The organism is Chitinophaga sp. (assembly GCF_035564935.1).
Classification (GTDB): domain Bacteria; phylum Bacteroidota; class Bacteroidia; order Chitinophagales; family Chitinophagaceae; genus Chitinophaga.
The window spans coordinates 1-4,781 of record NZ_DATMTE010000281.1; the positions used below are offsets into that span (position 1 = coordinate 1).

Consider the following 4,781-nt stretch of genomic DNA (forward strand, 5'->3'; position numbering starts at 1 on the left):
AAGGAAACTGCTTATGAGGAAGAAGTTGACTACTTCTGATTGTGATTTATTGAATAAATTGCAAAAGAATGGGTCAATTATTTAATATATGGTCAAATATCACTGTACCGTTTACCTGCTCCAGCTTTAAGTATCCAATTACAATTTCATCAACTGCTTATTTAACGGGAACCAATTGAATTAAGGCTTAGGGCCTTGATAATGATGTTTATTATTTTTTAAGGTTAGGAAACAAAATCATGCTTATGAGGAAAGTACTATTTCTCCTCTTGTCCGTGCTATTTCTGGGCGGGCAGGTCTATGCGCAAAGCCGCACAGTAACAGGGAGAGTCACTGATGCCACAGATGGCTCAGCAATTCCCGGTGCCAATATCCAGGTGAAAGGCACTACCAAAGGAACCGTCACAAACCCGGAAGGAGCCTATACCATCCAGGTAAACGACAATGCTACACTGATCGTATCTTTCATTGGATATGAAGCCAAAGAAGTACCTGTTGGCAACGCAGCTACGTTGAATGTAAAACTGAAAACTGATTCCAAAAGCCTGGAAGAAGTAGTAGTAACAGGTTACACCGTAGAGAAAAAGATCAACTCCACCATCGCAGCTTCCAGCATCAGCGGCGCCAAGATCAACAATGTGGCACTGCCGGACGTAAACCAGATGCTGCAGGGTAACGCACCCGGGGTGGCGGTATCTACCAACTCCGGTCAGCCCGGTGCTAAAACGGAAGTACGTATCCGTGGTATCGGTTCCATTTCTGCCAGTAACAGCCCGCTGTATGTAGTGGATGGGGTGATCATTTCTTCTGGCGACTTTACCCAGAACACACCTTCCCAGGATGTAATTGCCAACCTGAACCCCGCCGACATCGAAAACGTAACCATCCTGAAAGATGCGTCTGCAACGGCATTGTACGGTTCCCGCGGTTCCAACGGCGTAGTGGTTATTACCACCAAAACCGGTAAGAAAGGACAAAGCAGGATTAATTTCAACGCCAAATATGGTTTCCAGAACCTGGCGCATGGAATTGATATGATGAACTCCACAGAACTCCTCGCTTACCAGCGCGAAGCCATGAAAAATGCTACTAACAAAGATGGTACGCCACTTTTCACTGAAGCGCAGATCCTGGCAAACCGCCCTAACAGCCTGGCAAATATTAGCACCAACTGGATGGACGAAGCATTCCGCACCGGTAAAACCCAATCTTACGGTATCAATGCCAGCGGTGGAAATGAAAAAACACAGTTCTATGCTTCCGGCGATTATTTCAAACAACAGGGTATCCTGATCGGCTCAGACTTCAGCCGCTACAGCGGACGTTTGAATGTGGATCATAAATTCAACGAAAAATTTGACTTGAGCGTAAAGGTGAACGGTAGCTATACCGACCAGAGAAGCGCCAGTGCAGGTAATAGCTACTCATCGCCACTGATGGGGGCTTTAGCAAATTCTCCGTTTATCCCTTCCCGTAATGAGAACGGAAATCCTTATAACGGATATACTGCCGGTCAGCCTGGTACTACTTCCTGGACTGGTTTTGCTGATATTCCTTCCTCCTACCGCCCGGTATTACGTGGCGGTAACTTCCTGAGTACTGTAAACAGTAACTATAACAGGAGTAACAACACCCAAACAGTTTTTAACGCTGCACTGGGTTACAACATCATCGACGGTTTACGTTTTGTAGTGAAGGGAAATGCCGAGCTTACCAACATCCGCGAAAAACAATGGACTTCCCCGGAATCCTACGACGGACGTAACTATGGTGGGTACCTGTATAACGTAAATACCAACATGGCATTGTACACTACCCAACAGTTACTGACCTATAACTTTAACATAGGTAAAGATCACAGTTTCCGCTTACTGGCAGGTAATGAATATTCCTTCCAGAACCGTGTATGGAACTATAGCGCAAAGAATGGTTTCCCCAATGGTCAGGCACAGGTGCCCGATGCAGGTTCCCAGTACTTCGACATGGCAGGTGATGAAACCTCCTACGCTTTCCAGGGTTTACTGGCAAAAGCGGATTATGATTACAAATCAAAGTATTTCCTGAGCGGTAGTTACAGAAGAGATGGTTCTTCCCGTTTCCCTAAAGACAACCGCTATGGTAACTTCTACTCCGTAGGTGCTGCATGGCGCATTACAGAAGAAGAATTTACAAAAAGCATTTCCTGGCTCAGCGATCTGAAACTGCGCACCAGTTATGGTATCATGGGTAATGCAGAAGGCTTGGGAGATTATCCTTATCAGCCGCTGTATAGCCTCGTAGGCGCATATGACGGAGGCTCCGTGGCCTACCTGAAACAACCAGGTAACATGGCATTGAGCTGGGAAAAACAAAACCTGTATGATGTAGGTTTGGATATCAGCGTACTGAAAAAACGTTTATACGGTAGCGTAGGATACTACGACAAGCGCTCTTCTGCATTGCTGATGCAGCTGCCATTGTCTATGACCAGCGGTTTTGACGTAATGACGATGAACGTAGGTAAGATGCTGAACCAGGGATTTGAAGTAACATTGGGCGGTATCCCGGTGGCTACTAAAAACTTCCAGTGGACTTCCGACCTGAATTTTGCGACCCTGAAAAACAGGATACTGTCGCTGGGAGGGCAACAATTTATCCCGGCTGGCTCCCGTCAGCGGATTGAAGTAGGTATGCCGTTTGGATCCTGGTATATGCCGGTTTGGACAGGTGTGGATCCTGCCACTGGTGCTGCTACCTGGGAAGGTGCAGACGGAAAACCAACTACTGATTACAACTCAGCGGTTAGAAAATACGTAGGCCAGGCACTGCCAAAAATCACCGGCGGTTTCACCAACAAATTCTCCTATAAAGATTTCGATCTGTCCGTATTCATCACGTTCAGTGCGGGAAACAAAGCATATAACTACAACCGTTCCTTCCTGGAAAGCGATGGTAACAACACTACCGGCAACCAGGCGAAAGATGCCGGCAGCCACTGGGAAAAACCAGGTGACATTGCCGACAGACCTAAAGTTATCTGGGGTAATGGTACCAATTCCAATGCGTCTTCAACCCGCTACCTGGAAGATATTTCTTACGTAAGACTGAGAAACCTGTCATTAGGTTATAACCTTCCGAAAAGCACTTTAAGCAGGCTGAAAATGCAGGGATTGAGAGTATATGCGCAGGCAGAGAACTTATTTACGCTGACAGGCTATAAAGGATGGGATCCGGATATGAGCACCAACCCGATTTCTCCAACCAGTACTGCGTCTCCGGCTACTACCAATGCCGGAACTGATTTTTACCGTTATCCTACTTCAAGGGTGATCACATTTGGTATCAGTGTGGGACTGTAATGAAGTAACATCAAAAATTTAACTTAATTATGAAATATACAAAACTCTCCATATTAGCATTGGCTGCCGCTGGGTTGTTTTCAGCTTGTTCCAAGCTGGATCAGAACCCGCAGTCCTCACTGAATGAAGGCGATGCGGTAACTGAAGGGAACGCGCGTATCCTGGCAAACGGGATGTATGAGCGGATGCAGACGTTGGAATATTATGGCCGCGACTTTATGATAGTAACAGACCTGGGTGGCAATGATATGAAGATCACTTCCCAGAACTCCAACAGGTTCATCACGGAATTTCAGCTGAACTATACGCCATTACTGGCGCCGCAAACCAATACTTTTCTCAATGCTTACCGGGTGATAAACCAGGCGAATGTGCTGATCGATAAACTGCCGGAAACTGAGAAAACCAGTACTATCCGTGGGGAAGCCTATTTCCTGCGCGCACTGGCCGATTTCGACCTGACGAGAAGGTATACCAGGCCTTATACCAATGTGGGAGCAAAGGTAAATGATCCTAACACAGGAATCACCCTGGTAGATAAAGCAGTGGATGCACCCGGTACATTCAAACCTGGGCGTAGCACACTGGCAGAAACCTATGCGTCTATCATCAGCGATCTGAAGGTGGCCCAGCAAACCGCTCCTGCCGGTAAGTCTGAAAATAAATCTGCCAATATTTTTAACGCCACGAAAGATGCGGCCACCGCATTGCTCAGCCGTGCTTACCTGTATAAGGGCGACTGGCAACTGGCAATTGATGAAGCAGATAAGCTGGTTGGTAAATATCCTTTGTACGAAGCATCTGAAGTAGCAAAAGCATTCAACCTGGATGCTGCAGGTTCCGAAGAGATCTTTTCCCTGCGTTTCCAGACTCCTGATGGTGGTGGTTCCAATAACTTTGGTTATATGTATGTGCCGGCTAAATTAGGTGGATATGGCGATATCAGGTTAACAGATGGTTTTATGGAACTACTGGATCCAAAGGATGTGCGTAATGAACTGGTGGAAAATCTTGATGGCAGCAACTACCTAATGAAGTTTTCAGGTAATGAAGCTACCGGTCAGGTGGGTCTTGTGAATGTAAAGATCCTGAGAATCAGTGAAGTACTGCTGAATCGTGCAGAAGCATATGCTGAGCTGGGTAACCTGCAAAAAGCAACCGATGATGTGAATATGCTGAGGGCTAAGCGCGGCCTGGGTCCGTTTACCGATGTAGCCAATATTAAGGCTGAAATCGTTAAGCAGAGAAGGCTGGAACTGGTGGGCGAAGGTTTTGGCATGACCGACCTGTTTCGTAAGAACGGGCAGCGTAATATTAAAGATGCCAATGCACTAAGCACAAGGATTACAGAAGCGAATGATTTCCGTGTGGCTTTCCCTATTCCACAGGCCGAAATGGATGCAAATCCTAATATGGTACAAAACCCGGGATATGCTAATTAAT

Annotated in this window: 2 protein-coding genes; both read left to right on the forward strand. The window is 46.4% G+C overall.

The window, feature by feature from the left end:
* The first annotated feature begins 245 nt into the window (after nucleotides 1-245).
* Nucleotides 246-3,338, forward strand: coding sequence for a TonB-dependent receptor (locus VN105_RS07560; RefSeq protein WP_325639490.1), 3,093 nt, complete (start codon nucleotides 246-248; stop codon nucleotides 3,336-3,338).
* 29 nt (nucleotides 3,339-3,367) lie between these two features.
* A complete protein-coding gene (locus VN105_RS07565; protein WP_325639492.1) occupies nucleotides 3,368-4,780 on the forward strand; it encodes a RagB/SusD family nutrient uptake outer membrane protein in 1,413 nt (470 codons plus the stop codon).
* Nucleotide 4,781: the final 1 nt, after the last annotated feature.